The 24736-nt window shown below is 64.5% G+C and carries 25 protein-coding genes, 1 tRNA gene and 1 pseudogene; 11 read left to right on the top strand and 16 right to left on the bottom strand.

From position 1 onward, the window contains the following. Position 1 precedes the first annotated feature (1 nt). Positions 2-1282 (top strand): serine--tRNA ligase, encoded by a 1281-nt coding sequence (gene serS / locus WCE05_RS10390; RefSeq protein WP_253101530.1) that lies wholly within the window; start codon positions 2-4, stop codon positions 1280-1282. After that, on the top strand, positions 1283-2677 hold the full coding sequence (cysG, locus tag WCE05_RS10385) for a siroheme synthase CysG (protein WP_225789195.1): 1395 nt from the start codon (positions 1283-1285) through the stop codon (positions 2675-2677). A 52-nt stretch (positions 2678-2729) separates the two neighbouring features. Here the strand turns inward: cysG and WCE05_RS10380 are convergent, their stop codons facing one another. From WCE05_RS10380 to WCE05_RS10360, 5 genes are all read right to left on the bottom strand, one after another. Further along, the gene (locus WCE05_RS10380; RefSeq protein ID WP_225789196.1) at positions 2730-4040 is read right to left on the bottom strand and encodes an OprD family porin; all 1311 of its coding nucleotides are present in this window, start codon (positions 4038-4040) and stop codon (positions 2730-2732) included. Between the two features lie 107 nt (positions 4041-4147). After that, positions 4148-4546 carry a PPC domain-containing DNA-binding protein gene (locus WCE05_RS10375; protein ID WP_225789197.1) on the bottom strand — a complete coding sequence of 133 codons (399 nt, stop codon included), beginning with the start codon at positions 4544-4546 and terminating at the stop codon, positions 4148-4150. Next, positions 4543-5094, bottom strand: a complete 552-nt coding sequence (locus tag WCE05_RS10370) for a hypothetical protein (protein ID WP_225789198.1) — start codon at positions 5092-5094, stop codon at positions 4543-4545. The genes WCE05_RS10375 and WCE05_RS10370 overlap by 4 nt, the downstream gene beginning before the upstream one ends. Beyond that, positions 5091-6671, bottom strand: a complete 1581-nt coding sequence (locus tag WCE05_RS10365; RefSeq protein ID WP_225789199.1) for an acyl-CoA synthetase — start codon at positions 6669-6671, stop codon at positions 5091-5093. The genes WCE05_RS10370 and WCE05_RS10365 overlap by 4 nt, the downstream gene beginning before the upstream one ends. Further along, on the bottom strand, positions 6671-7837 hold the full coding sequence (locus WCE05_RS10360) for an acetyl-CoA acetyltransferase (protein ID WP_225789200.1): 1167 nt from the start codon (positions 7835-7837) through the stop codon (positions 6671-6673). Before WCE05_RS10360 ends, WCE05_RS10365 begins: the two co-directional genes overlap by 1 nt. 397 nt (positions 7838-8234) lie before the next feature. On the opposite strand from WCE05_RS10360, the gene WCE05_RS10355 reads away from it, so the two are divergent. From WCE05_RS10355 to WCE05_RS10345, 3 genes are read left to right on the top strand one after another with little or no spacing between them, the layout of a single operon-like run. Further along, entirely contained in the window at positions 8235-9266 is a 1032-nt protein-coding gene (locus tag WCE05_RS10355; protein ID WP_225789201.1) for a TRAP transporter substrate-binding protein, read from the top strand. Beyond that, on the top strand, positions 9263-11146 hold the full coding sequence (locus WCE05_RS10350; RefSeq protein WP_368815860.1) for a TRAP transporter large permease subunit: 1884 nt from the start codon (positions 9263-9265) through the stop codon (positions 11144-11146). Before WCE05_RS10355 ends, WCE05_RS10350 begins: the two co-directional genes overlap by 4 nt. Before the next feature lie 12 nt (positions 11147-11158). After that, the gene (locus WCE05_RS10345) at positions 11159-11950 is read left to right on the top strand and encodes an SDR family NAD(P)-dependent oxidoreductase (RefSeq protein ID WP_225789203.1); all 792 of its coding nucleotides are present in this window, start codon (positions 11159-11161) and stop codon (positions 11948-11950) included. Positions 11951-12090: 140 nt separating this feature from the next. Here the strand turns inward: WCE05_RS10345 and WCE05_RS10340 are convergent, their stop codons facing one another. Next, positions 12091-13014, bottom strand: coding sequence for a LysR family transcriptional regulator (locus WCE05_RS10340; protein WP_225789204.1), 924 nt, complete (start codon positions 13012-13014; stop codon positions 12091-12093). Positions 13015-13172: 158 nt separating this feature from the next. Here WCE05_RS10340 and WCE05_RS10335 point away from each other — a divergent pair, with 158 nt between their 5' ends. Both WCE05_RS10335 and WCE05_RS10330 read left to right on the top strand, forming a co-directional pair. Beyond that, positions 13173-14219, top strand: coding sequence for a sigma-54-dependent Fis family transcriptional regulator (locus WCE05_RS10335; RefSeq protein WP_225789205.1), 1047 nt, complete (start codon positions 13173-13175; stop codon positions 14217-14219). Positions 14220-14303: 84 nt separating this feature from the next. Beyond that, positions 14304-15086, top strand: a complete 783-nt coding sequence (locus WCE05_RS10330; RefSeq protein WP_368815859.1) for an SDR family NAD(P)-dependent oxidoreductase — start codon at positions 14304-14306, stop codon at positions 15084-15086. 33 nt (positions 15087-15119) lie between these two features. On the opposite strand, the gene WCE05_RS10325 is transcribed toward WCE05_RS10330, so the two are convergent. The 8 genes from WCE05_RS10325 to WCE05_RS10290 all read right to left on the bottom strand — a co-directional run bounded on the left by WCE05_RS10325 (position 15120) and on the right by WCE05_RS10290 (position 20977). Then, positions 15120-16082, bottom strand: coding sequence for a glutathione S-transferase family protein (locus tag WCE05_RS10325; RefSeq protein ID WP_368815858.1), 963 nt, complete (start codon positions 16080-16082; stop codon positions 15120-15122). 96 nt (positions 16083-16178) lie between these two features. Next, positions 16179-17162 (bottom strand): glycosyl transferase family protein, encoded by a 984-nt coding sequence (locus tag WCE05_RS10320; RefSeq protein ID WP_225789244.1) that lies wholly within the window; start codon positions 17160-17162, stop codon positions 16179-16181. A 14-nt stretch (positions 17163-17176) separates the two neighbouring features. Then, positions 17177-17512: a TusE/DsrC/DsvC family sulfur relay protein gene (locus WCE05_RS10315; RefSeq protein ID WP_225789208.1), complete on the bottom strand. Its 336-nt coding sequence runs from the start codon at positions 17510-17512 to the stop codon at positions 17177-17179. Beyond that, positions 17509-17805: a sulfurtransferase complex subunit TusB gene (gene tusB, locus WCE05_RS10310; RefSeq protein WP_225789209.1), complete on the bottom strand. Its 297-nt coding sequence runs from the start codon at positions 17803-17805 to the stop codon at positions 17509-17511. The genes WCE05_RS10315 and tusB overlap by 4 nt, the downstream gene beginning before the upstream one ends. Further along, positions 17805-18164, bottom strand: a complete 360-nt coding sequence (gene tusC / locus WCE05_RS10305; protein ID WP_253091048.1) for a sulfurtransferase complex subunit TusC — start codon at positions 18162-18164, stop codon at positions 17805-17807. Before tusC ends, tusB begins: the two co-directional genes overlap by 1 nt. Before the next feature lies 1 nt (position 18165). Continuing rightward, positions 18166-18558, bottom strand: coding sequence for a sulfurtransferase complex subunit TusD (tusD, locus tag WCE05_RS10300; protein ID WP_225789211.1), 393 nt, complete (start codon positions 18556-18558; stop codon positions 18166-18168). Between the two features lie 91 nt (positions 18559-18649). Then, positions 18650-20029 (bottom strand): nucleobase:cation symporter-2 family protein, encoded by a 1380-nt coding sequence (locus WCE05_RS10295; protein ID WP_225789212.1) that lies wholly within the window; start codon positions 20027-20029, stop codon positions 18650-18652. A 276-nt stretch (positions 20030-20305) separates the two neighbouring features. Continuing rightward, entirely contained in the window at positions 20306-20977 is a 672-nt protein-coding gene (locus tag WCE05_RS10290) for a Bax inhibitor-1/YccA family protein (protein WP_225789213.1), read from the bottom strand. Positions 20978-21101: 124 nt separating this feature from the next. Here WCE05_RS10290 and WCE05_RS10285 point away from each other — a divergent pair. Further along, positions 21102-21189 (top strand) — tRNA-Ser (locus WCE05_RS10285). Positions 21190-21433: 244 nt separating this feature from the next. Here WCE05_RS10285 and WCE05_RS10280 read toward each other — a convergent pair. Next, positions 21434-21876 (bottom strand): annotated as a pseudogene (locus WCE05_RS10280) (GFA family protein). A gap of 222 nt (positions 21877-22098) precedes the next feature. On the opposite strand from WCE05_RS10280, the gene WCE05_RS10275 reads away from it, so the two are divergent. Further along, positions 22099-22338 (top strand): hypothetical protein, encoded by a 240-nt coding sequence (locus tag WCE05_RS10275; protein WP_368815857.1) that lies wholly within the window; start codon positions 22099-22101, stop codon positions 22336-22338. Between the two features lie 468 nt (positions 22339-22806). Beyond that, entirely contained in the window at positions 22807-23325 is a 519-nt protein-coding gene (locus WCE05_RS10270) for a DUF1993 family protein (protein WP_368815856.1), read from the top strand. Positions 23326-23449: 124 nt separating this feature from the next. Here the strand turns inward: WCE05_RS10270 and WCE05_RS10265 are convergent, their stop codons facing one another. Next, positions 23450-23761 carry a hypothetical protein gene (locus WCE05_RS10265; RefSeq protein WP_368815855.1) on the bottom strand — a complete coding sequence of 104 codons (312 nt, stop codon included), beginning with the start codon at positions 23759-23761 and terminating at the stop codon, positions 23450-23452. 176 nt (positions 23762-23937) lie between these two features. Here WCE05_RS10265 and WCE05_RS10260 point away from each other — a divergent pair, with 176 nt between their 5' ends. Beyond that, the gene (locus tag WCE05_RS10260; RefSeq protein ID WP_253091557.1) at positions 23938-24723 is read left to right on the top strand and encodes an SDR family oxidoreductase; all 786 of its coding nucleotides are present in this window, start codon (positions 23938-23940) and stop codon (positions 24721-24723) included. The last annotated feature ends 13 nt before the right edge of the window (positions 24724-24736 follow it).

Genomic DNA, 24736 nt, shown 5'->3' with positions numbered 1-24736 from the left:
TATGCTCGATTCCAAACTGTTACGCGGCCAACTTCAGGAAGTGGCGGACCGCCTGGCCTCCCGTGGCTTCAGCCTGGATGTCGCGCGCATCGAATCCCTGGAAGAGCGCCGCAAGGCGGTGCAGACCCGCACCGAGCAGCTGCAGGCCGAGCGTAACGCCCGTTCCAAGTCCATCGGCCAGGCCAAGGCCAAGGGCGAGGACATCGCCCCGCTGATGGCCGATGTCGAGCGCATGGCCAACGAGCTGGCCGCCGGCAAGGTCGAGCTGGACGGCATTCAGGCCGAGCTGGACGCCATCGTCCTGACCATCCCCAACCTGCCGGACGCCAGCGTACCGGTCGGCGCGGACGAGGATGCCAACGTCGAGGTGCGCCGCTGGGGCACGCCGCGTGCGTTCGATTTCGAGATCAAGGACCACGTGGCCCTGGGCGAGATCAGCGGCGGCCTGGACTTCGAGACCGCAGCCAAGCTTTCCGGCGCCCGCTTTGCCCTGCTGCGCGGCCCGATAGCCCGCCTGCACCGCGCCCTGGCCCAGTTCATGATCGACCTGCACACCCGCGAGCACGGCTACGAGGAAGCCTACACCCCGTACCTGGTGCAGGCGCCGGCCCTGCAGGGCACCGGCCAGTTGCCGAAGTTCGAGGAAGACCTGTTCAAGATCGCCCGTGAAGGCGAGGCCGATTTCTACCTGATCCCGACCGCCGAGGTGTCGCTGACCAACATCGTCGCCGGCGAGATCCTCGATGCCAAGCAACTGCCGGTCAAGTTCGTCGCCCATACCCCGTGCTTCCGCAGCGAGGCCGGTGCCTCGGGCCGCGATACCCGTGGCATGATCCGCCAGCACCAGTTCGACAAGGTCGAGATGGTGCAGATCGTCGAGCCGTCCAAGTCGATGGAAGCCCTGGAGGGCCTGACTGCCAACGCCGAGCGCGTGCTGCAGGCCCTGGAGCTGCCGTACCGCGTACTGGCCCTGTGCACCGGCGACATGGGCTTCAGTGCGGTGAAGACCTACGACCTGGAAGTCTGGGTGCCGAGCCAGGACAAGTACCGCGAGATCAGCTCCTGCTCCAACTGTGGTGACTTCCAGGCGCGGCGCATGCAGGCGCGCTGGCGCAACCCGGAAACCGGCAAGCCGGAACTGGTGCACACCCTCAACGGCTCCGGCCTGGCCGTGGGCCGCACCCTGGTGGCGGTGCTGGAGAACTACCAGCAGGCCGACGGTTCGATCCGTGTGCCGGAAGTGCTCAAGCCGTACATGGGTGGTATCGAGGTCATCGGCTAAATGGATTTCCTGCCGCTGTTCCACAAGCTGCAGGGCGGCCGCGTGCTGGTCGTCGGCGGCGGCGAGATCGCCTTGCGCAAGGCGCGTCTGCTGGCCGATGCCGGCGCCGCGCTGCGGGTGGTCGCGCCGCAGGTCGACAGCCAGCTGGCGGCGTTGGCCCAGGAGGGGGGCGGCGAGGTCCTGGTGCGTGGCTACCAGGTCGGCGACCTGGAAGGCTGCCGGCTGGTGATCGCGGCCACCGACGACCCGACGCTCAATGCCCAGGTGTCGGCGGACGCACAAGGCCGCTGCCTGCCGGTCAACGTGGTGGATGCCCCGGCGCTGTGCACGGTGATCTTCCCGGCCATCGTCGACCGTTCGCCCCTGGTGGTGGCGGTGTCCAGCGGTGGCGACGCACCGGTGCTGGCGCGGTTGATCCGTGCCAGGCTGGAGGCCTGGATCCCGGCCGCCTATGGCGAACTGGCCGGGCTGGCGGCGCGTTTTCGCGACAAGGTCAAGGCCCTGTACCCGGACGTCAACCAGCGTCGCGGTTTCTGGGAGGAGGTCTTTCAGGGGCCGATCGCCGAGCGCCAGCTGGCCGGGCAGGGCAGCGAGGCCGAGCGCCTGTTGCAGGCCAAGGTCGATGGCGCGGCGGTGCAGCAAGGCGGCGAGGTGTACTTGGTCGGTGCCGGGCCGGGCGATCCGGACCTCCTGACCTTCCGTGCCCTGCGCCTGATGCAGCAGGCCGACGTGGTGCTCTACGACCGCCTGGTGGCGCCGGCCATCATCGAGATGTGCCGGCGCGATGCCGAGCGGATCTATGTGGGCAAGCGCCGCGCCGACCATGCCGTGCCCCAGGAGCAGATCAACCGCCTGCTGGTCGACCTGGCCCGCCAGGGCAAGCGCGTGTTGCGGCTCAAGGGCGGCGATCCGTTCATCTTCGGTCGTGGTGGTGAGGAGATCGAGGAGTTGGCTGGGGAGGGCATCCCGTTCCAGGTGGTACCGGGCATCACCGCGGCCAGCGGCTGCTCCGCCTATGGCGGGATCCCGCTGACCCACCGGGACTATGCCCAATCGGTGCGTTTCGTCACCGGTCACCTGAAGGATGGCACCAGCAACCTGCCGTGGCATGACCTGGTAGCGCCGGCCCAGACCCTGGTGTTCTACATGGGCCTGGTGGGGCTGCCGACCATCTGTGCCGAGTTGATCCGCCATGGCCGTGCGGCCAGTACCCCGGCAGCGTTGGTGCAGCAAGGGACGACACGCAACCAGCGGGTGTTCACTGGCACCCTGGCCGACCTGCCGGAGCTGGTGGCACGGCATGAGGTGCATGCGCCGACATTGGTGATCGTCGGGGAGGTGGTGCAGTTGCGTGACAAGCTGGCCTGGTTCGAGGGCGCGCAGCACACTTCCTGATCGGAGTAGATGACCTCGCAGGAGCGGGCAAGCCCGCTCCTGCGGTTCAGGCTCACAGCAACGGTAGTGAGTAGCTCACCATCACCCGGTTCTGGTCCTGGTTCCATTCGCTCGGCACGCCGCTGCGCAGCATGCCATTGCGCCAGCTGAACGCCAGTCCCTTGAGCGTTCCGTCTTGCACCACGTAATCCAGGGCGATGTCGCGTTCCCATTCCTGCTCGTCGCCACCCGATGCCATGCGGATGTGGCTGCCCTTCAGATAGGCCACCGAGGCAGTCAGCCCCGGCACCCCCAGCGCCGCGAAGTTGTAGGCATACTGGCCGAAGGTGGTGCGCTCGCCGGCCCGGGTGAAACTGGTCACCAGGCGATCGGTGAACAGATAGATACTGGCACCCGCCGCCCCTTCGCCGGTATTGCCCTGGTTGAGTTGCACGAAGTTGCCGCTGTTAGATACCCGCTGATGGCCCAGCAGCAACGCATGACCACCGAGTGCATAGGTGAACATCGCGCTCCAGGTGTCGTTGTCGATCTTGCCCGGCGTATCGGCCAAGCCGCTCACCTGATAACCCGCTGCACGTCCAGAGGCCGAATCGTTGCGCCCGTCGGCATCGGTCTTGAAGTAACGCAGGTCGGTGGTCAGCGACTGGTTGTCGGCCAGCGTCCAGACGTGTACCAGGCCGCCGAAGTGCTGCACGTAGTAGTCCTCGAGCTTGGCGGCGTAGTACTGCAGCTTGAGTGCTTCGCTCAATTGATAGTCGGCGCCGGCGAAGAGGAACGCGTTGCTCTCTTGGGTGCCCCCCGCGACAGCCAGGCCGGAGCGGTTGCTCGAGCCACGTCCGGTGGTGTGCTCCAGGCGCCCTCCGGTCAGCGTCAGGCCATCGAACTCCTGGGAGGTGATCATGCCGCCCTCGAAGGTCTGCGGTAGCACGCGACCGTCGTTGGTCACCAGGATCGGCAATTTCGGTTGCAAGGTGCCGTAGCGCGCCTCGGTCCTGGAGAAGCGCAGTTTGCCGGTCAGCCCCAGTCGACTCCACTGGTCGACGGCGCTGCCGTCGCTGTCGTCGGGAATCATCGAGCTGCCACGGTGGTTGCCGCCGCCGCCGTCCAGGCGCACCCCCAGCATGCCGAGGGCGTCGACGCCAACGCCGACGGTGCCGTCGGTGAAACCGGACTTGTAGTCGAGCAGAAAGCCCTGGGCCCATTCGGCGGTCTTGCTCTGCCCTGCGGCACCGGGGCGGTCGCGAAAGTCATTGTTGAAGTAGTAGTTGCGCAAGGTCAGGGCGGCTTTACCATCTTCGACGAAGGCTGCCTGGGCGGGGGGAGCGAGCAGGGCGCTGGTGGCGGTCAGCAGGGAAAGGTGCATGAAGGGCTTTCTTGTCATTGTTGTTTTCCTGATGCAAAAAAGCGCCCGTACGCCGGGCGCAAGGGGGCTGGACGCGCTGGCGCCCAGGGTGTGACGTTGGGTAGGGGTCAGTCAGGCAGCCATTCCTGAAGGGTCAGTTCGACGGTGATGAACGATAGGTTGCGGCCTCTTTGCAGCCGGCCGGCGAAGATATTGCCATCGGCATCGGCGACCACCGCCTGCAGGCGGCTTTCACCGGCTGCGATCTCGCCGCTGAGGCTGAGGATTTCCACCCCCGGCCCAGGCACATGGATAGCCTGCATGCCGTTGTGGCCCAGGTAGTGCAACTGGGCGTCGATCAGGCTGCCCAGGCCGCCGCGGACCACGGCCAGGCGGATGCCGTGGCTTGCGCACAGGGCTTCGGCACTGTCGATGATGTCTTCGTTGGGCTTGAGTCGGGCCACCACCAGGCGGCCCAGGCGGCCGCTCTGTACCTGGGACTCGGTTTGGCTCGCTGCAAGGTTCATGAGGCCTCCTGGAACACCGGGTGGAGCAGGTTGAAGTGGGTTTCCGCGTCGGGCTGTACCTGGTAGGCGACCTGCTCGAACAGGCACAGGCGCAGCACCAGGGGGTCGCTGCCGACCACCAGCCGGTCGAGTACCAAATGGCCGCCGTGTTGCTGGCCGTGGCGGTCGATGAAGCCGGCGTGGCAGTGCAGCAAGGGGGCGCCGCGGGCATCTCGACCCACGGTCAATGCACCGCTGATGAAGGTGATGCAGCCGTCCAGCTCCACCGGGCGGCCATAATCGTACGGGCGTTGTGTGTCGCGGGTAGTGACCATGCGGTGATAGCTCAACCGCGCCGCGGTACCACACAGGATGCGCCCCACCGCGCTGCGGTAGCTGTGCCCGCTGAGGGCGTCGAGCAAGGCCGAGGCGACGTTGCAGGCCTGTGGCAGGACGATGCGCAGTTCCTCGCAATCGGCCACTTCGCAGTCCAGCAAGCGCGGCTGCTTGGGTTGGCCGCTGTGAATGAAATGGCGCACGCCGGCGTGCTGTTCGAAGTGCGGGGTCATAGGGCAGGCTCCTCGCAGGCATCGAGCAGGGCGCGGATCTGCTTCTTGACGATCTTTCCGTAGCCCGATTTGGGCATGGTTTTCCAGCGCACGAAGCGCTTGGGCCATTTGTAGCGGGCCAGGCGCGGCTCCAGGTGAGCCAGCAACTGTTCGTCACTGACCTGCTCGGTGGTGACGATCACCGCGCAACCGCACTCGCCCCATTTTTCGTCCGGCAGGCCGAGCACCGCCACTTCGTTGACCGCCGGATGGGTCAGCAGTGCTTCCTCGATCTCGCGCGGGTAGACGTTCGAGCCGCCGGAGATGTACATGTCCGAGGCGCGCCCGGTGATGAACAGGTAACCTTGCTCGTCGACATGGCCCAGGTCGCCGGTGTGGAACCAACCATGGCGAAAGCAGGCGGCGTTGGCCTGCGGGTTGTCGTAGTAGCCGGCGAACACCGCCGGGCCGCGCACGCAGATCTCGCCATCGCTGCCAGTGGGCAGTTCGTTGCCCTGCTCGTCGAGGATCGCCACCTGCATACCGGTGCGCGGGTAACCGCAGGAGCCGACCTTGGCCCATGGGCTGTCCTCGGCATCGTGGCAGTCGGCGGGCAGCACGGTGATATTGCCCGTCACCTCGCCCAGCCCGTAGTACTGCACCAGCACCTTGCCCAAGGTGCGCAGGGCGTGGCACTGGTCGGCGCGGTACATGGGCGCGCCAGCGTAGATGACATAGCGCAGGCTGCTGTGATCATGGCGAGCGACCGCTTCATCCTCGGTGAGCATCTTGACGATGGTCGGCACGGTGAACAGGTTGTCGACCTTGTGTCGTTCCACCAGCCGCCAGGCCTCGTCGCAGTCCAGCCGGTCGCTGGAAGGCAGGATGCAGGCAGCGCCGCGGGCGACGTTGACCAGCGCGTGGATACCGGCGCCATGCGACAGCGGTGCCAGCACCAGCGAGCGGGATCGCTGGGTGAGGCCCGGCATGAGGTCGGCGAGGTGGTTGTTGACCACGAATGCCATCTGCCCGTGGGTCAGCACGCCAGCCTTGGGGTGGCCCGTGGTGCCTGAGGTGTAGAAGAACCACAGTGGGTCGTGATAGAGCACCTCGGCCGGGCGGAAGCTGGGCTGCAGCGCTGCGCCCTGGTCGAGCAGTTGGTCGTAGCCCAGCTCACCCGTGCGCGGCGTGCCGATGGCGATCACCAGGCGCAACGCCGCCGAGGCTTCGCGAACGGCGTCCACGTAGTGGGCGAAGCCTTCGTCGTAGAGCATCGCCACCGCGCCGCTGGAACTGCCCAGGTAGGCCGCCTCGGGCGGTGTGATGCGCACATTGGTCGGTACCCAGACCATGCCCAGGCGGAAGGCGACCCAGGCGCTCTCGAACAATTGCAGGTTGTTGCGCGAATGCACCAGCAGGCGGTCGCCCTTGCCCAGCCCCTTGGCGCGCAGCGCAGCGGCCACGCTGTCGACACGGTTGAGCAATTGGCGCCAGCTGTAGCGTTGGTGGCCGCGAATGAACCCCGGTTCGTCGGGTAGCCGGCGGGCAGTTTGCGCCAGCAGTTCACCGAGGTTCATGACGTTGTCGATACCGGTCATCACACAGCCTCCAGAATGCTCACGTAGTTGGTGACAGCAGCGCCGCCCATGTTGAACACACCAGCACGGTCGGCACGGGACAGTTGCATATCGCCGGCTTGGCCGCTGAGCTGCATGGCGGCCATCACGTGCATCGACACGCCGGTGGCCCCGATCGGGTGGCCCTTGGACTTGAGCCCGCCCGACGGGTTGATCGGCAGGCGGCCGTCCTTGTGGCTGATACCTTCCTTGATCACCCGCGCACCCTGGCCAGGCTCGGCCAGGCCCATGGCCTCGTACTCGAGCAGCTCGGCGATGGTGAAGCAATCGTGGGTCTCCACCAGCGACAGGTCGGCCAGGGTCATCCCGGCCTGGGCCAGGGCTTGCCGCCAGGCGCGTGCGGCGCCCTCGAACACGGTAGGGTCGCGGCGCGACAGCGGCAGGTAGTCGTTGACTTGCACCGCGGCCCGGAAGCGCACGGTGTTGCGCTGGCTATCGCCCAGGTCGGCACGGCTGACCACCAGCGCCGCAGCGCCGTCGGTGATCAGCGAGCAGTCGCTGCGCTTGAGTGGGCCGGCGACGAAGGGGTTTTTCTCCGAGGGTGTGCGGCAAAAGTCGAAGCCCAAGTCGCGGCGCATGTGGGCGAAGGCATTGAGTGCGCCATTGGCGTGGTTTTTCGCCGCGATCATGGCCAGGGCGTCGGACTGGTCGCCATGGCGGGCGAAATAGGCGCTGGCGATGTTGCCGAACACGCCGGCGAAGCCGTTTTCGATCTGCGCTTCTTCGCGCGCATAGCAGCACTTGAGGAGGATGCGACCGACCTCCGCAGTCGGCAGGCCGTTCATCTTCTCGAAGCCCACCACCAGGGCATGCCGGGAGTGGCCGCTGAGCACCGCCTGCAGCGCCGAATGGATCGCCGCCGAACCTGTGGAACAGGCGTTCTCCAGGCGTACCGACGGGGTGAAACGCAGCGCTGGCAGGTGATTGGCCAGCAGTGCGGAGGGGAAGTCCTGGTAGAGCAGGCCGGCGTTGAAGTGGCCGACGTGGACCGAGTCGATCTGCTCGGCCTCGAGCCCCGCATGGCTGAGCGCGCCGATGGCGGCGTCGGCCATCATCTGCTCGGGGTCGATCTCGGGGAACTTGCCGAAGGGGGAGTGGTACCAGCCGCGGATGACGGGCGAATCCATGAGGTGCGTCCTCGCTTGATGTGGTTTGCGAGATCGATAGCAAGGGCGGTGCCAAGGTCCGGGCAGGCCTCTGGCGTGCGGCTTTGCCGCCAACCCAGGGGTTCGCACGGTAGCCCTGGGCATCGAACAGGTGTCGCCTTTGCCGAGCAGGCGACAGTTCAGGGAGACACCTGTCACTTCCCGTCGGCACATCGGGTGTCAAGCCAGCGGTGCGCTCGCCAGCCGCAGATAAATAAATTCTTTCGTCAAAACATAGGCTTGAATGAATCCTGGCATATTCGGCGACAGGCATGGCCGCACCTTGCAAAGGGGTGGCACTCGTATTGCTAACAACAACGTCACCGTCGCCGTATTCCAGCAACTCGATCAATAAGAACAACTAGGTCAGGAGAGCTTCATGAGCGATTTCACCCGCCGTTCCTTCATCAAGACGGCCTCCATGGCATCGGCCGCCGTCGCTGCCGCCGGTCTGGGCCTGTACAGCGGCAGCAGCCGCGCCGCGGACTTCAAGTTGAAGTTCGCCAACAACCTGCCGATCAGCCACCCGATGAACATCCGCGCCCGGGAGATGGCCAAGGCCATCAAGGAAGAAACCAACGGCGCCCTCAGCGTGCAGGTGTTTCCCAGCAGCCAGTTGGGCAGCGACACCGACACCCTGGCCCAGGTGCGTTCCGGCGCGGTCGACCTGTTCTCGCTGTCGCCAGTGATTCTTGGCACGTTGGTGCCTTCGGTACAGATCAGCGCGGTGGGTTTTGCCTTCAAGGACTATTCACAGGTGTGGAGCGCCATGGACGGCGCGCTGGGCGCCCATGTGCGCAATGAAATCGCCAAGACCGGCACGCTGTTCGCCTACGAACGCATGTGGGACAACGGCTTCCGGGTCACCACTACCAGTACCCGGCCGGTGGCCACCCCCGACGACCTGCGTGCGATGAAGCTGCGCGTGCCGCCCAGCCCGATCATCATGTCGATTTTCCGTGCCCTGGACGCCGCGCCGACCAGCATCAACTTCGCTGAAGTCTACTCGGCCTTGCAGACGCGCATCGTCGAGGGGCAGGAAAACCCGTTGACCCTGGTGGCTTCGGCCAAGCTCTACGAAGTGCAGAAGTACTGTTCGTTGACCAACCATGTCTGGGACGGTTTCTGGATGCTTGGCAACAGCGCCTCCATCGGCCGCCTGCCGGCCGAGCTCCAGGCGGTGCTGCGCAAGCACATCGACGCGGCGGTGCTGGCCCAGCGCGAAGACCTCGCCAAGCTCGAAGGCAGCACCCGCGATACCCTCAAGGCACAAGGCCTGGAGCTGGTCGAAGCACCAGCCGAACCGTTCCGCGAGAAGTTGCGCAACGGTAACTACTACGCGCACTGGCACGAAAAGTTCGGCGATGAAGCCTGGGCCATTCTCGAGCAGTTCTCCGGGAAGCTGGCATGATGAGCGCCCCAGCGGTCACGGCCTCCAACCTTCCACAGCGCCTGCCGGCCCGGGCGCTGATCCGCTTGAACACCTGGACCATGCGCGTGGTCGGGGTGATCGCCGTCGCCTTGATGGTGATAGAGACCTTGGTGCTGCTGGCGGGTGTTATCGCGCGCTATGTGCTGCACAGCCCGTTGATCTGGTCCGATGAGCTGGCGTCGTCGCTGTTCATCTGGTTGTCGATGTTCGGCGCGGTGCTGGCGCTGGACCGCGGCGAGCACATGCGTATGTCGGCGGTGGTCAACAAGCTGCCCGCTGCCTGGCGCGGCTTCAGTGAAACTTTGTCGGCGCTGATCGTCTGTCTGTTCGTGGCGCTGATCATCTCGCCCGCCATGCAGCATTCCCATGAACAGATGTGGATCACCACGCCGGCCTTGGGCATTCCCGATGGCGTGCGCGCGGCGGCGCTGCCGGTGGGCGCGGTGCTCATGCTGCTGGCGGCGGTGGCGCGCATGGCGCGTTACTCGACCGTGCGCCAGTTCATGGCCGGGTTGGGCGTGGTGGCGGTGGTGGCAGGCGTGCTGTGGTTGGCACAGCCGCTGCTGGAGCAGATGGGCAACTACAACCTGGTGGTGTTCTTCCTGGTGCTGCTGGGCGCTTGCGTGTTCGGCGGCATCCCCATCGCCTTCGCCTTTGGCACCGCGACCATGGCCTACTTGGCCTTGGCGACCCATGCGCCATTGTCGATCGTGGTCGGACGCATGGATGAAGGCATGTCGCACATGGTGCTGTTGGCGGTACCGCTGTTCGTGCTGCTGGGCGTGGTGCTGCAGCTCTCCGGCATGGCGCGTACCCTGATCGACTTCATGGCCTCGCTGCTCGGGCATGTGCGCGGTGGCCTGCAGTATGTGTTGCTGGGTGCGATGTTCCTGGTCTCCGGTATTTCTGGTTCCAAGGTGGCCGACATGGCGGCTGTGGCGCCAGCGTTGTTCCCGGAGATGAAACGCCGCGGGTCCAAGCCCGAGGAACTGGCGGCGCTACTGTCGGCTACCGGGGCGATGACCGAGACCATTCCGCCGAGCCTGGTGCTGATCACCATTGGTGCGGTCTGCAGTGTGTCGATCACCGCGCTGTTCATCGGTGGGTTGATGCCGGCGGTGGTCGCCACCGTGGCCATCGCGGTGGTGTGTTGGTGGCGCTCGCGCAAGGAGCAGGGGCCCAGGATCGAACGCGCGCCGCTGTCGCGTGTGGGCAAGACTTTCCTGATCGCCTTGCCGGCGCTGGCCCTGCCATTGCTGATTCGCGTCGCTGTGCTGGAGGGCGCGGCCACCGCCACCGAGGTATCGACCATCGGCGTGGCCTACGTGGTACTGGTCGGCCTGGCGATGCACCTGTTCATGCGCCATATCGAGTGGCGCAGGCTGTACCCGATGCTGCTCGAGGCTGCGGCGTTGTCCGGGGCCATCCTGCTGATCATCGGCATGGCCTCGGCCATGGCCTGGGCGCTGACCCAGTCGGGCTTCTCCAATTCGCTGGTCGAGCTGATCGAGGAGATCCCTGGCGGCACCTTGGGCTTCATGTTCGTCACCATCATTGTGTTCCTGGTGCTGGGCAGTGTGCTCGAAGGCATCCCGGCCATCGTGCTGTTCGGCCCGTTGATGTTCCCGCTGGCCGAAATGCTCGGCATCCACCCGGTGCACTACGCCATGGTGGTGATCCTGGCCATGGGCGTGGGGCTGTTCGCACCACCGCTGGGGGTGGGCTTCTATGCCGCTTGCGCCATCAGCAAGACATCGTCCGATCATGTCATTCGCAGGGTCTGGGGCTATCTGGGGGCCTTGCTGGTGGCCCTGGTGATCGTCGCCTGTTTCCCGTGGATTTCCATTGGTTTCCTCTAAGAGAGTCCTATCATGAGCCAAGCTGCGACAACCACAATCAACTGGCCGGCCGAGGGCCGGGTAGCCCTGGTGACCGGGGCGGCGATGGGCATCGGCGCGGCCATCGCCGAGCGCCTGGGGCACGATGGCCACACCGTGGTAGTGGCCGATATCAACCTGGCGGCAGCCGAAGAAACGGCGGCGGGGCTGCAGGCCCAGGGCATCGATGCCCTGGCCATGGTCATCGACATCGGTGATCCGCAATCCATCGCTGTGTTGTTCGACACCCTGCGTACGCGCTGCGGGCGTTGCGATGTACTGGTCAACAATGCCGGTGTCGCCCGCACCCAGGCGTTTCTGGAGACCGACCTGGAGGGCTGGCAGCGGGTGATGAACATCAACCTGACCGGCACCTTGTTGTGCAGCCAGCAGGCGGCCCTGCTGATGCGCGAGCAAGGCTGGGGGAGGGTGATCAATGTCGCCTCGATCAGTGGCATGCGCGCGAGCATGGGGCGTACCGCCTACGGCACGTCCAAGGCGGCGGTGATCGGCCTGACCCGGCAGATGGCCATCGAATTGGCCGAGCATGGCATCACCGTCAATGGCATTGCTCCAGGGCCGGTGGATACGCCGCTGACCCGAACCCTGCATTCGGCGGCCACGCGCGAGTCTTACGCCCGGGCGGTGCCGCTGCGCCGTTACGGAACGCCGGCGGAGATGGCGGGGGCGGTGGCCTTCCTGGCGTCGGAAGATGCCTCGTATATCAGCGGGCACGTGATCCCGGTGGATGGCGGGTTCATGGCTTCGGGGATCCTGGAGATCTGAGCTGAGCCACTGTAGGAGATTGCCCAGCCCTTTCGGTCCCTGTCCTCTGCGCGACAGCGTAGCCCGAAGGGCTGGGTGATCTCCCACAGGAACCGTTGCGACGATAGTTTTTTCTAAGAATCCCTATTGCCCACTCACGGTCAATGTTCGAGCGCCCGCCGTGCGTCGTCCTCCTGTGTCGCCTGCTCCCCAGCCTGCCGCGCCGTTTCCACGAATGTGGCAATGCACGGGTTGTGGTTATCCGCCTTCCACACCGCCACCACTTCGATCACCGGCGCATCACGCAGTGGCCGGAAGGTCGTGCTGGCCAGGCGCATGTTGCGCATCGAGCGCGGCACTATCGCCACCCCCAGGCCTTCGCCCACCAGGTTGACGATGGTCTGCTGCATGTTGATCTCCATGCCGATGTTCGGCGTCACGCCGTGCTGCAGGCAGTAACCGCAGATCATGTCGTGCAGGGCCGGGGCGATGCGCCGAGGAACGATGATGAAGCTCTCGCCCGCCAGGTCACGGGGCTCGACCATCGCCCGCTGGGCCAGGCGATGGGCCGGTGGCAAGACCAGGGTCATTTCCTCGCGGTACAGGGTCATGGTCTCCAGCCCCGAACAGTCCTGGGGGCGGTACATGATCGCGACGTCCTTGTTGCCACTGCTGATGTCCTGGGCCAGGTCCAGCGGCAGGGTTTCGGTCAGTTTCAGGTCGACCTGCGGATACAGCGCCGCGTAGCGCCGGGTGATGGCCGGGGTGATGCTGTAGGCGGTGGACATCATGAAACCGACCGACAGAGCCCCGGCCGCACCGCGGGCTGCGGCGAGGGCGTTGCGTTTGGCCTGCTCGAAGGCGGCGAACACCGTGCCGGTGTCCAGGTAGAAGCGCTGCCCGGCTTCGGTCAGTTCCACGCGCCGGCGCGAACGATCGAACAGCTTGACCCCAAGCTCCTCTTCCAGCAGGGCGATCTGCCGCGACAGCGGTGGCTGGGAAATGTGCAGGCGTTCTGCGGCACGGCCGAAGTGCAGGGTCTCGGCCAGGGTACGGAAGTACTGCAGGTGGCGGAGTTCGATCATGATGCTCGCAAAGGTATCAATGGATGCTTGATTATGTATTGGAAAATATAAGTGAGCCTCCCTAATGTGCAAGTGCAACACCCCATCGGCTTCGGCAACGCCATAAGCGTTGCCCGTCGACATAGTCACGAGCTATAGAACAACAAAAGGTGACGCTGATGCCCTCGCTGACCGAACCTGCTGTGCTTGCTCCCACCCCCGTAGTGCCCGAAACCGATATTGCCCATGACAGCGACCCTCAGGTACGCCAGGCCTTTCGCCGCGCGCTGCGCCTGATGGAGCGCGGCATCGCCGTGTTGATCCGCGGCGAAACTGGCACCGGCAAGGAAATTCTTGCCCGCGCCCTGCATGCCCATAGCCAGCGCCGTGCCGCGCAACTGGTGGCGCTCAACTGTGCGTCGATCCCGCAAACCCTGATCGAGAGCGAGCTGTTCGGCTATACCCGCGGCGCTTTCTCCGGGGCGCTGCCTGGCGGCAAGAAGGGCAAGGTGCAACAGGCCGACGGCGGTACGCTGTTTCTCGATGAGATCGGCGACATGCCCTACGAGCAGCAGACCCGCCTGCTGCGGGTGATCGCCGAGCGCGAGGTCACCCCGTTGGGCGGCGAGCGCAGCCTGCCGGTGAACTTCGCGCTGGTCTGTGCGACTCACCAGGACCTTGCGGCCCGGGTCGCCGATGGCAGCTTCCGCGAGGACCTGTTCTATCGTATCGCCACCGGCGTCGTGCACTTGCCGCCGTTGCGCGAGCGCAGCGACCGTGGCGAGTTGTTGTGCAACATGGTCGCCCACGAGTTGCCCGGCCGCGATCCACGCCAGGTGATCAGCGCTGAAGCATGGTCGTTGCTGTTGAGCCATGCCTGGCCCGGCAACCTGCGGCAGATGCGCGCCGTGGTGCGCTACGCCTGCGCGGTGATGGAAGGCACGCGAATCCAGCGTGGCGACCTGCCGGTAGATTTCCTGGCGCAACTGGGCGGCACTGCCATCGTGCCCCGGCCAGCGCTGCCGAACGTCACGCCAATCCGCCCGCAGCGCTCGGGCGACGAGCGTGCCAGCGTGCTCGAGGTGCTGCAGGCCTGTCGTTGGAACATGTCTGCCGCGGCCCGTGAGCTGGGTATCTGCCGGCCGTCGTTATATCGGGTATTGCGACGCCTGGATATCCCGCCGCTCAAGGAGCAATTGGCACTCGGTGCCTGCCGCAGCGCCTGATCCATCGTTATCGCTGTTTTTACATCATGCCCCCTGGGATGCAGGGGGTGGGCCTGGCTTCGTCCACATCAAGGGAAAACAACTATGAATGCCCCTGTTGTCTATGCACCTCTGAACTTCACCTTGGCCAACCGCACCGCGCTGGTCACTGGTGCTGCGCGCGGCATCGGCTACGCCATCGCCGTGGCGCTTGGCCACTGCGGTGCGCGGGTGGCCCTGGCCGACCTCGACCCGGAAGCCGTCGAGCGTGCCGCCGGCCTATTGCGTGAACAAGGTATCCAGGCGCTTGGATTGGGTGTGGATGTGGCCGACGAGGAGCAGGTGCGGGCCATGGTCGATCAGGTCGAGCGGCGCTTGGGCGGGGTCGATATCCTGGTCAACAACGCCGGCATCGTTTCCACTGCACCGCTGCTGGAGTTGACGACCGAGGAGTGGAACCGGGTCATGGCGATTGATCTCAACAGCGTGTTCTTCTGCGTCAAGGCGGTGCTGCCGGGGATGATGGCACGACGCGGCGGGCGCATCGTCAACATTGCCTCGGTTGCCGGCAAGCGTGGCGGCGGGTTGTTGGGCAACAGCTGCTACGCGGCGGCCAAGGGCGCGGTGATTGCGCTGACCAAGGGCCTGGCGCGTGAGGCCGGGCCCTTCGATGTGACCGTCAATGCGGTTTCGCCAGCATTGACGGACACCGAGATGACCAGCGTGCTGGCGCCCCAGGCCCGGGCCCAGGTGCTGGCCCAGATGCCGCTGGGGCGCGCCGGCACGCCGCGAGACATTGCGGCGGCGGTGTGTTTCCTGTCATCGGCGGAGGCGGGATTCGTCACCGGCGAGATCATGGATGTGGATGGCGGCTTCATGCGCGATTGACGCGCGACAAGTCCTTCGGCCAGAACAGAAATTTCAATGAGCCTGCCAGATACCACGGCCTGGCAGGCGCTCGCGGTCATGCGCCAGGTTGAAATCCTGCAGCGGCCCCTTGGGCACGATGCCGTTCGGGTTGATGGTCTTGTGGCTCATGTAGTAGTGCTTCTGGATATGCGCCATGTTCACCGTTGCCGCCACCCCTGGCCACTGATACAGCTCGCGCAACCAGTTGGACAGGTTCGGGTGGTCGGCGAGCCGGCGCAGGTTGCACTTGAAGTGGCCGTGGTATACCGCGTCGAAGCGCACCAGGGTGGTGAACAGGCGTACATCGGCCTCGGTCAGGTACTCGCCAGCCAGGTAACGCTGGCGGCTTAGCAGCTGTTCCAGATGATCCAGCTCGTTGAACACGTCGTCGAACGCGGCCTCGTAGGCCTCCTGTGTCGTGGCGAAGCCCGCACGGTAGACGCCGTTGTTCACCGCCGGGTAGATACGTTCGTTGAGCGTATCGATGGTCGCACGCAGCGGCTCGGGGTAGAGGTCCAGGCGGTTGCCGGTCAGTTCGTCGAAGGCACTGTTGAAGATGCGGATGATCTCGGCCGACTCGTTGTTGACGATACGTCGTTCCTGCTTGTCCCACAGCACCGGTACGGTCACGCGCCCGGTATAGTGCGGGTCGTCCTGGGTATAGCGCTGGTGCAGATACTGGAGGTCGTCCAGCTGATCGCCCGTGGAGCCCTGTTGCTGGTCGAAGGTCCAGCCTTGCTCGCCCATCAACCAACTGACCACCGACACGTCGATCAGCGGCTCCAGGCCCTTGAGGGCGCGAAAGATCAGGGTGCGGTGCGCCCAGGGGCAGGCCAGCGACACATACAGGTGGTAGCGCCCGGCTTCGGCGGCGGGCAGCGGGTTGCGGCGCTGGGCATTCTCGCGCTGGAAGGCGCCGTCCTTACTGTTCTGGTACCACTGGTCATGCCAGCGGCCGTCGATCAAAAGGCCCATGGTGAGCTCCTCGGAACACAATCGTTGGTCGTTGGAGCCCAGTCTAGGCAAAAGCGTTCGAATGAATAGCGCAAAGACTGCACTGATCGGATCGAATTATTCGATGTTCTTGCGACCCGCCCAGTAGCCGCGAGCCGTCTCGAAGGCCGTTTCACGCTCCTGGCCAAGCCCGCGCAGGGCCAGGGCCATGGTCGCCACCACGGCCAACTCGCCGTAGCTGTCCCCGGCCTCGCCGCGCCATACCGTCAGCAGGTGCTCCGGCTGCAGGCTGGCCGGCTTGACATGCCGCTGGGCGCTCAGCGCTGGCCATTCCTCATCCCAGGCTTCGCCGCCCGTGGTGCCATAGAGATGACTGGCCACGTCCGGGTTGATCTCGATTTCGCCACCATCGCCCTTGATGACTACGCTATGGTCGCCGAGCAGGCGGCTGGCTTCGCGGTGCACCGCCTGGTAGCCAGGGTGGAAGATACTCTGCAGGCCGCAGCGCGCATTCAGCGGGTTGAGCACCCGGGCCAGGGAGTGGATCGGCGAGCGCAGGCCGAGGGTGTTGCGCAGGTCGATCATCCGTTGCAGCGGCGGGGCCCAGTCCTGCAATGGGGCGAACGCCAGGCGGCGCTCGTCCAGGGCATTGGCCACCGACGGCCAGTCGCGGCACAGGGGGATCTCCAGCAGGGCCAGCAACTGCTCGGTGTACAGCCGCCCGGCGGTATGCGCGCCACCGCCGTGAAGGAGGATACGCACGCCGTTGCCGGCCAGGCACTTGGCCGCCAGCAGGTACCAGGGCAGGTGGCGCTTCTTGCCGGCGTAGCTGGGCCAGTCCAGGTCCACGGCGATATTCGGGGCTTGCAGCTGGGCACGCAGGGCCTCGGTGAAGCCGGCCAGCTCTTCGGCGCTTTCTTCCTTGTGCCGCAGGAGCATGAGGAAGGCGCCGAGCTGGGTATCCTCCACCTTGCCCTCCAGCAGCAGGGTCATGGCTGCGCGGGCTTCTTCACGGGTCAGGCCGCGGGCACCACGCTTGCCTTTGCCGAGGATGCGCACGAATTCGGCGAAGGGGTGTTCGGCCGGGGTTTCCAGGGTCAGCGGTCGGGGTTCGGTCATATGCAATTGGTCGGCTTGGGCAGGCCCGCCAGCTTGGCGGCGAGTTTGGCGGGCGTGCCGTTGAACAGGCGGTTCAGGTGTGGGCTGTTACCTTTCTCCGGGCCCAGCTTGAGCGCGGTGTACTTGATCAGCGGGCGGGTGGCCGGCGACAGCTGGTATTCCTCGTAGAACTGGCGCAGCAGCTCGAGGATTTCCCAGTGGGCCTCGGTCAGCGGGATATCTTCGCGCGCGGCCAGGGCCTCGGCGACATCGCGGGACCAGTCTTGCAGGTCGACCAGGAAGCCGTCCTTGTCCAGGGCGATCTGCCGATCGCCGACAGTCAGGGTGCTCATAGCCAGGTATTGACCTTGTCGTAGTGCAGTGACAACGCGACGAAGGCCGGGTAGTCCACGGCCTTGGCAAGTTCGCCGGTGAGGGCGCGAGCCTGCAGGTCCTCGTCGAGGGCGAACAGACGCTGGCCCAGGCCGGCCGCTTGCAGCCGACGATACGGCTCGCTGCCGGCACGCAGGGCGTACACGGCATCACCGCATAGCAACAGGGCGTCATCGACGCCAAGCAGGCGCAGGCAACTGGCCAGGCGATCATCGCCGAAGGGCGAGTGGCTGATTACATGAAGGGTCGTCATCAGAGCGTCACCACCTGGTCGAAACGGGCAATCAAGGCCGACAGGGCCGCATCGTCCAGCACCTGCACCGGCAGCTCCAGGGCGCCGGCGTCCAGGCCGCGCTCGGCCAGGCTGTGGCCACAGGCGAACAGCTCCTCGACGCCGAACATCGGCAGCGCCTGGAGGTTGGCGGCGAGGTTCTTCTGTTGCAGCGCGGCGGGTTGCTGGCCGGCGGCGAGCTGGAACACGCCATCATCGAGGAACAGCATGCCCAGGGGCAGGTCGAAGGCGCCGCCGGCCAGGGCGATATCCAGCGCCTCGCGGGCGCACGGGCCATTCCAAGGCGCCTGGCGGCTGATGATCAGCAGGGACTTGGCCATCTCAATCGCCTCCGAAGCAGACCAGGCGGTCGGCGACCTGCGCCGCCTCGTGCAGTTGACCCAGGCCGGACAGCTCCCACGGTGCCGGCAGGTTCACCGCCGGACGTTGGTAGCGGTTGGCCTCGGCCTCGTCGAGCACGCCCCGGCGCAGGGCCGCGGCGATGCACACCACGGCGTCGAGCTGGTGGGCACTGATGAAGGTGCGCCATTGGGCCGCCACGTCCAGTTCGTCCTGGGGGGCGACGATGTTGGCCGAGGCGCTGTGCACCCCGTCCTGGTAGAAGAACAGGCGGGCAATCTCGTGCCCGCCGGCCAGCGCCGCCTCGGCGAAGCGCAGGGCGCGCCGCGAAGAGGGCGCATGGGCCGGGGAAAAGACCGCGATGGCGAATTTCATGGGAAGCTCGTGCAAAGGAATGCGGCCATGATAAAGCAAAAAAGCCCGCACCTGTGTGGGCGCGGGCTTTGCAGGCCAGGCGAGAGGACGATCAGGCCGCTTCCTTGCCCTCGGGCAGGAACCAGTTCAGCACCAGCGCGCAGATGCCGCCAGTGGCCACGCCCGACTCCAGCACATTGCGCAGGGCGGCCGGCATGTGTGCGAGGAATTCCGGCACCTGCGCGACACCCAGGCCCAGGGCCAGGGAAACGGCGATGATCAATAGCGCCCGGCGATCGAGGCGGGTGCTGGCCAGGATATTGATGCCCGAGGCCGCCACCGCGCCGAACATCACCATGGCCGCGCCGCCGAGCACCGGCTCGGGCACCGCCTGGATCACCCCGGCGACGCTGGGGAACAGGCCCAGCAGTACCAGCATGACAGCGATCCAGATACCGATGTGGCGGCTGGCGATGCCGGTCAGCTGGATGACGCCGTTGTTCTGGGCGAAGATCGAACTGGGGAAGGTATTGAACAACCCGGCCAGCAGCGAGTTGGCACCGTTGACCAGCACGCCGCCCTTGATCCGCTGCATCCACAGCGGGCCTTCGACTGGCTGGCGCGAGACCTTGCTGGTGGCCGTGACGTCACCGATGGCCTCCAGCGACGTCACCAGGTAGATCACCAGCATCGGGATGAACAGCGCCCAAGAGAAGCCCAGGCCGAAGTGCAGCGGCACCGGCACCTGGAACAGCGCGGCCTCGTGCATGCCAGTGAAGTCCAGACGGCCCAGGTAGCCCGCCAGCGCGTAGCCCACGGCCAGGGCGATGACGATGGCACAGCTGCGCATCCACACCACCGGGATACGGTTGAGCACTACGATGATCGCCAGTACCACGCCCGACAGCAGCAGGTTCTCGCCGTTGGCGAAGGTGCCGTTGCCCATGGCGGCGAAGCCACCGCCCATGCTGATCAGGCCGACCTTGATCAGGGTCAGGCCGATCATCAGCACGACGATGCCGGTGACCAGCGGGGTGATCAGCCGCTTGATGAACGGCAGGATGCGCGAGACGCCCATTTCCACGAAGGAGCCCGCGATCACCACGCCGAAGATCGCCGCCATCACGCTTTCCACCGGCGTACCCTGCTTGACCATCAGCGCGCCACCGGCGATCAGCGGCCCGACGAAGTTGAAGCTGGTGCCCTGGACGATCAGCAGCCCCGCCCCGAACGGCCCGAAGCGCTTGCACTGGACGAAGGTGGCGATACCGGAGATCACCAGCGACATGGACACGATCAGGTTGGTGTCCCGTGGCGACACGCCCAGGGCCTGGCAGATCAGCAGGCCCGGCGTGACGATCGGCACGATGATCGCCAGCAGGTGCTGCAGCGCCGCCAGCAGCCCGATCAGCGGCCGCGGCTTGTCCTCCAGGCCAAGGACCAGTTCATTGGCAGGCGCCGCCGCGCCCGGCACGTGTTCGATGGAACTCATGGGAAAGCTGCCCCGGATGAAAAAAGGAGCGCATTCTACGGGGCTTGGAAGGTTAGGGGTAGAGGTACCCCACTGGTGCGGGCAAGGACGCGATGGTTGGGGCCACCGCCAAGCAGACGTACCCCCGCTTAACTGTCCGCCCCGTGATGTGGTTTGCGGGAACCCTGTGGGAGCGGGCTTGCCCGCGATGGGCTGCAAAGCAGCCCAGTGGGTTACAGCGCTTGGCCACTGACGAAAAAGCCCGCCGAAGCGGGCTTTTCTCGACAAGAACCGCGATCAGTCGTCGCGCCCCATGATGCCGAACAGCTGCAGCAGGCTGACGAACAGGTTGTAGATCGACACGTACAGGCTGATGGTCGCCATGATGTAGTTGCGTTCCCCGCCATGGATGATGGCGCTGGTCTGGAACAGGATGCACACCGACGAGAACAGCACGAAGCCGGCGCTGATCGCCAGTTGCAGGCCGCTGATCTGGAAGAAGAAGCTGGCCAGCACGGCACCCAGCAAAACGAAGAAGCCCGCGGTGATGAAGCCGCTGAGGAAGCTCATGTCCTTGCGGGTGATCAGCACGTAGGCCGACAGGCCGCCGAACACCAGGGCGGTCATGGCGAACGCCGAGCTGACCACTTCGGCACCGCCGCTCATGCCCAGGTAGCGGTTGAGGATAGGCCCGAGGATGAAGCCCATGAAGCCGGTGAGGGCGAAGGTGGAGAGCAGGCCCCAGGCCGAATCACGCAGCTTGGCGGTGAGGAAGAACAGTCCGTAGAAACCGATCAGCACGACGAAGATGTTCGGGTAGCCGACCCGCATCTGCTGGGCGATGAAGGCCATGACACCGCTGAAGGCGAGGGTGAGCGCCAGCAGGCTGTATGTGTTGCGCAGGACGCGGCTGACCTCCTGCTGCTCGACCTGCTGGCCGTGTTGTACGGCATAATCCTGTTCGCGCATGGCGACACTCCTGTGGTTTGAAACGTATGGTTGCAAGGAGCATATCAGAGCCGTCGTGGCCCGCGACACAGAGAGTTTGACAGCTTGTTTCATTACGGTATGATTGCGGCCGCAAAATCGTTCTGGAAGCGTGGCCGAGTGGTTTAAGGCAACGGTCTTGAAAACCGTCGATGGGCAACTATCCTAGAGTTCGAATCTCTACGCTTCCGCCATATTTCTCATCAAAGCCCCTGAAAATGGGGCTTTTTTGTGGGTGATGGTTTTTCTACCCAGCGGCAGCTTTTGGTTGAAAGCGGACGCTCGCGGACAGCCAGAAGCTTCTCAGTCTCAACCTCGAGCTTGCTTCCTCTAGGCTTCATGGCTTATGCCGCTGAACCAGCGGGAGGCGCATAATAGACGTGCTCTTTGCAGCGAGAGCCACAGCCTCGCAGTGCTGTCTCCAAGCAAGCTGTGCAGTCACTCTGCATTGCTTTCGTATCGCACCCATCCTGCAACCCCGGAGCCCCTGCCTACACGGTCTTTAGGATGAGTCCGACCCTCATTGACAGGCACCTCTGGGAAATCAAATGGGCTCATTCCCTCAATACAGGCCACATTAACGCCGTACTGATCGGGCGCAGAACGGCGCCGGTGGAAGGGTAGATGCCACACTTAGAGCAGAAGTAGTGCTTCGCTTCGCGTGTGTTGAACTGATAAAGAGTGAGCGCCTCTTCCCCTTGGGTAATAGTGATGTCGCCCAGGTTAGCTGATACCGCCACGGCACCACGCATACGGCAGAGGGAGCAGTTACATCTACGTGCTGTACGCGTGCCATCGGTCAAGCGCAATGAGAACTGTACCGCCCCGCAATGGCAGGCTGCCCGGTAAACAGGACGATCATCGTCTATTTCATCAGCCATAACGTTCCTCTACTTGAGTTTGAGACGTCAAAGTAGGTGTTCACGGGTCAGGGTCCAGTGTTACCTCTGGGATTTTGAAAATGCCAATAACCAGAGAGACATCTTATAAGGGCATTACTCACGTCGACCAGCAAAAACCCTTGGCATTCGGCAGTAAGTGACGTTTCGGGTTGTTCGTGATAAGTCCCCTTTGAGGCCATCACGCCATCAGCAAGGGGGCATATGGCCAAGCTGAGCGGGTCCGAAAAGGTGATCCGGGCAATTGCACGGGAGACAGCGTGGGCCGAGGCTGGCTCGTTCGCAGGCGTGGTCAATGGGGGGCAGGGAGACAAGTCGATTCGGTCCTTGCCCACCCTGATGGCCGTCAGTTTCGTCAGCACCGCGCTCATCGCACTGCATATCTGTGCCGTGGACGCTGCCAATGGCAAGCGCTCAGCAGCACGAAGAATCACATGGTGGTGATGTCCGACGCAGATCTCGACAAAACGGCCGCCGCACTGATGAGCGTTGCGGGCTCGCGATGCATGGCGATCACCATTGCAATGTCGGGGGGATGGATCTGGTCAGTCTTTCCTGGCCGTCAAGGGAAGGGGGGTGAGGCCGGAGCTAACCCGGCTTTGCCGCACAGCCTGCGGCTGCCGCCTTTCGGCCTCGCGGTGCACTAAGCTCGCGCATCCATCAACACCGCACTGTCTCCCCCTGAACTGTCTATGGGGCAGGGCGCTCTGCGCTGGCGATGAAGTCCAGCGCCCCGTAAAACACCTGGCGTCGGTCTCCGGCTCAAATCTCTCTATGTCAAAGAACTTGGGGGCAGTAAAAAATGCTGTTGGCGGGTAAGCTGCAGTTATCTGCTAGGATTCAGCACACTGGGTGACAGTGAAAAAGGTTGATTGCTTGTGCCCATGTCGAATGATTACTCAGGGAAAATATATGTCGATCTACGCAATCACCATCCCCTGTTTTGCCCAGATGTTACGATCCTTATCGGCTCTTCTATCTAAGGGAGAGACCTGCGCCCGTGATCGTGGCTATGATCCGGTAATCTTGCTTGAGTCTCGGCTAGCACCAGACATGCACAATCTCGCTAGGCAAGTTCAGTTTGCGTGTGTCCAGGCGCAGGAGGCGGTTCAGCGGCTTACACGGCAGCCGCTGGAGTCGCTCTCGCCGCCAGAGGATATGGCATCGGCGAAGGCGCTGATCGAGCGAACTTTACGAATTCTCGACACTGCTGATGCAGCGACGGTAGATGCAGCAGCAGAGCTCCAAATCGCGATTGAGCTACCAAATAGCATCACTTTTGATATGACTGGCAGTGAGTACGCAGTCAATTGGGTTACACCGCAGTTCTACTTTCATCTAGTCACGGCATACAACATTCTGCGTCACAACGGTGTGCCGCTCGGGAAGGCCGATTACGTACAACACATGTTCGCCTATCTGCGACAGTGAGTTGGTGATTTTCTGCCCACCCACACCGCAGAACCTTCTATGACTGCGCCTGTAAATCGACATGGGCAACGAGGGCTCTGCGCCATGCTTTCCTGTATGGGCGGGCACAGATGGGCAGTTAACGTCAGGCTGATGTGGCTCTGGTTGTCTCTTCATCGTCTGCTGTGCACTTTTTGCCGCAGAACGGGCAGTAGTTGGCGACCACCGAGACCGTTTTGTTCACGCGCTTCATGCCGCCGGCTTTCTTCGGTGCCATGTAGTGGCCGGTTACCTCTACGCAGTAGCGCCAGACGGCTTTTCCTGTCTCGATGTTCAGGGAAAGGTGGTGGCCCTCGGCGCGCATGACGAAAGGGCCAGAGCCAGGCGTCTCCTCAGCGCGCTGGCCGGTAACCAGATTTACAGCATCGTTGATGCAGATGCAGCGCATCGTCTTCACGGGTAAACCCGCTCCAGAGGTAACGGTGCTATTGAAAGCACCAAACAACCCGTGGGGTTTTCCCGCCAATGGCCCGTGCAGGCATCCTGTAGGGGCAACCGAACCGCTGCTTTCACAGGGGCCAGTGCGCTTCAACGCGTGATAATGTCCAACGCATCAATCGACGAGGAGCCAACATGGATCTAGGTATCAAGGGCCGCTGGGCCATCGTCTGCGCCGCCAGCCAAGGGTTGGGCAAAGGCTGCGCCGAGGCCCTGGGCGGCGAGGGCGTCAACCTGGTGATCAACGCCCGCACCGCCACCACCCTGGAGCAGACGGCCGTCGAACTGCGCAGCCGCTTCTCGGGCATCGAGGTACGCACGGTCGCAGGCGACGTGGCCGAGCCTGCGGTACGCGAGGCCCTGCTCAGCGCCTGCCCGCAGGTCGATATCCTGGTCAACAACGCCGGTGGTCCACCGCCAGGTGATTTCCGTAACTGGAGTCGGGAAGACTGGCTCAAGGCCCTGGACGCCAACATGCTCACGCCCATCGAGCTGATCAAGGCCGTGGTCGATGGCATGGCCGAGCGCGGCTTTGGCCGGGTGGTGAACATCACCTCGGGCGCGGTGAAAGCGCCGATCGATATCCTGGGCCTGTCCAATGGCGCGCGCAGCGGCCTGACCGGTTTCATCGCAGGTCTCGCCCGTCAGCAGCGTCTGGCCGGGCGCAACGTGACCCTGAACAACTTGCTGCCAGGCGCCTTCGACACTGCCCGTCTGCAAAAGACTCTGCAGGCAGCGAGCCAGGCCAGTGGCGACCTGCAGGCGATCACCCAGGCACGCCGCCAGGCGATTCCGGCGGCGCGGTTCGGCGATGCCAAGGAGTTCGGGGCGTACTGCGCCTTCCTGTGCGGCGTCCACGGAGGCTACATCACCGGGCAGAACCTGCTGATCGACGGCGGTGCCTACCCGGGTACTTTCTGACCTTGCACGCCTG

This window comes from Pseudomonas sp. I2 (assembly GCF_040984075.1).
GTDB lineage: Bacteria > Pseudomonadota > Gammaproteobacteria > Pseudomonadales > Pseudomonadaceae > Aquipseudomonas > Aquipseudomonas guariconensis_B.
This window is presented reverse-complemented; position numbering and strand designations above follow the sequence as displayed.

Excerpts from the sequence above, each read along its gene's own strand:
- WCE05_RS10315 (WP_225789208.1), bottom strand. The coding sequence starts at position 17,512 with ATGAGCACCCTGACTGTCGGCGATCGGCAGATCGCCCTGGACAAGGAC.
- WCE05_RS10380 (WP_225789196.1), bottom strand. The coding sequence starts at position 4,040 with ATGCACCTTTCCCTGCTGACCGCCACCAGCGCCCTGCTCGCTCCCCCC.
- WCE05_RS10360 (WP_225789200.1), bottom strand. The coding sequence starts at position 7,837 with ATGGATTCGCCCGTCATCCGCGGCTGGTACCACTCCCCCTTCGGCAAG.
- WCE05_RS10325 (WP_368815858.1), bottom strand. The coding sequence starts at position 16,082 with ATGGGCCTTTTGATCGACGGCCGCTGGCATGACCAGTGGTACCAGAAC.
- WCE05_RS10275 (WP_368815857.1), top strand. The coding sequence starts at position 22,099 with ATGGCCAAGCTGAGCGGGTCCGAAAAGGTGATCCGGGCAATTGCACGG.
- WCE05_RS10350 (WP_368815860.1), top strand. The coding sequence starts at position 9,263 with ATGATGAGCGCCCCAGCGGTCACGGCCTCCAACCTTCCACAGCGCCTG.
- cysG (WP_225789195.1), top strand. The coding sequence starts at position 1,283 with ATGGATTTCCTGCCGCTGTTCCACAAGCTGCAGGGCGGCCGCGTGCTG.
- WCE05_RS10335 (WP_225789205.1), top strand. The coding sequence starts at position 13,173 with ATGCCCTCGCTGACCGAACCTGCTGTGCTTGCTCCCACCCCCGTAGTG.
- WCE05_RS10330 (WP_368815859.1), top strand. The coding sequence starts at position 14,304 with ATGAATGCCCCTGTTGTCTATGCACCTCTGAACTTCACCTTGGCCAAC.
- WCE05_RS10340 (WP_225789204.1), bottom strand. The coding sequence starts at position 13,014 with ATGATCGAACTCCGCCACCTGCAGTACTTCCGTACCCTGGCCGAGACC.
- WCE05_RS10345 (WP_225789203.1), top strand. The coding sequence starts at position 11,159 with ATGAGCCAAGCTGCGACAACCACAATCAACTGGCCGGCCGAGGGCCGG.
- WCE05_RS10290 (WP_225789213.1), bottom strand. The coding sequence starts at position 20,977 with ATGCGCGAACAGGATTATGCCGTACAACACGGCCAGCAGGTCGAGCAG.
- serS (WP_253101530.1), top strand. The coding sequence starts at position 2 with ATGCTCGATTCCAAACTGTTACGCGGCCAACTTCAGGAAGTGGCGGAC.
- WCE05_RS10260 (WP_253091557.1), top strand. The coding sequence starts at position 23,938 with ATGGATCTAGGTATCAAGGGCCGCTGGGCCATCGTCTGCGCCGCCAGC.
- WCE05_RS10370 (WP_225789198.1), bottom strand. The coding sequence starts at position 5,094 with ATGACCCCGCACTTCGAACAGCACGCCGGCGTGCGCCATTTCATTCAC.
- tusB (WP_225789209.1), bottom strand. The coding sequence starts at position 17,805 with ATGACGACCCTTCATGTAATCAGCCACTCGCCCTTCGGCGATGATCGC.
- tusC (WP_253091048.1), bottom strand. The coding sequence starts at position 18,164 with ATGGCCAAGTCCCTGCTGATCATCAGCCGCCAGGCGCCTTGGAATGGC.
- tusD (WP_225789211.1), bottom strand. The coding sequence starts at position 18,558 with ATGAAATTCGCCATCGCGGTCTTTTCCCCGGCCCATGCGCCCTCTTCG.
- WCE05_RS10355 (WP_225789201.1), top strand. The coding sequence starts at position 8,235 with ATGAGCGATTTCACCCGCCGTTCCTTCATCAAGACGGCCTCCATGGCA.
- WCE05_RS10375 (WP_225789197.1), bottom strand. The coding sequence starts at position 4,546 with ATGAACCTTGCAGCGAGCCAAACCGAGTCCCAGGTACAGAGCGGCCGC.
- WCE05_RS10295 (WP_225789212.1), bottom strand. The coding sequence starts at position 20,029 with ATGAGTTCCATCGAACACGTGCCGGGCGCGGCGGCGCCTGCCAATGAA.
- WCE05_RS10365 (WP_225789199.1), bottom strand. The coding sequence starts at position 6,671 with ATGACCGGTATCGACAACGTCATGAACCTCGGTGAACTGCTGGCGCAA.
- WCE05_RS10270 (WP_368815856.1), top strand. The coding sequence starts at position 22,807 with ATGTCGATCTACGCAATCACCATCCCCTGTTTTGCCCAGATGTTACGA.